Source organism: Seonamhaeicola marinus (assembly GCF_008085455.1).
The window spans coordinates 1-680 of the sequence record NZ_VSDQ01000791.1; the positions used below are offsets into that span (position 1 = coordinate 1).

Here is a 680-nt window from a genome sequence, read left to right on the forward strand (position 1 = left end):
CCGCTAGGTACAAAAGCTCCAAGTTTTTCAATGTTAGATACAGTTTCAAACGCATTACTAACTTTTAATGATGTAAAAGGTGAAAAAGGCACTGTTGTTATGTTTATTTGCAACCACTGCCCTTTTGTTATTCATGTAAATGCTACCATTATTAATATTGCTAATAATTATTTAGAAAAAGGTATTGGTTTTGTAGCTATTTCAAGTAACGATGTTATTAACTATCCGCAAGATAGTCCTGAAAAAATGGCTATGCATGCCAAAAATGAAGGCTATCCGTTTCCTTATTTATATGATGAAACACAAACAGTTGCTAAAGCTTATGATGCTGCTTGCACACCAGATTTTTATGTTTTCAATGCTGAAAATTCATTAGTTTACAGAGGTCAATTAGATGATTCTAGGCCTAGAAACAACATTCCTGTAACAGGAACTGATTTAAAACATGCTTTAGATTGTATGCTTAAAAATACCGAAAACACCAAAGTACAAAAACCAAGTATTGGTTGTAATATTAAGTGGAAAGTATAAGTTGGTACATGCCTACATCTTGCCACTGATCAAATTTGAAACCCACTTGCTTTAAATGTGCTACTTTTTTAAAACCAAATTTTTCATGTAATTTAACACTGGCTTCATTAGGCAATGTAAGTACACCCAAAACAGTATGATATTTATTT

Annotated in this window: 1 protein-coding gene; it reads left to right on the plus strand. The window is 31.9% G+C overall.

What is annotated here, in order from left to right:
* Positions 1-531 (plus strand): thioredoxin family protein (locus tag FUA24_RS23555; protein ID WP_148545777.1); only part of this gene is annotated, 531 nt, incomplete at its 5' end.
* Positions 532-680: the final 149 nt, after the last annotated feature.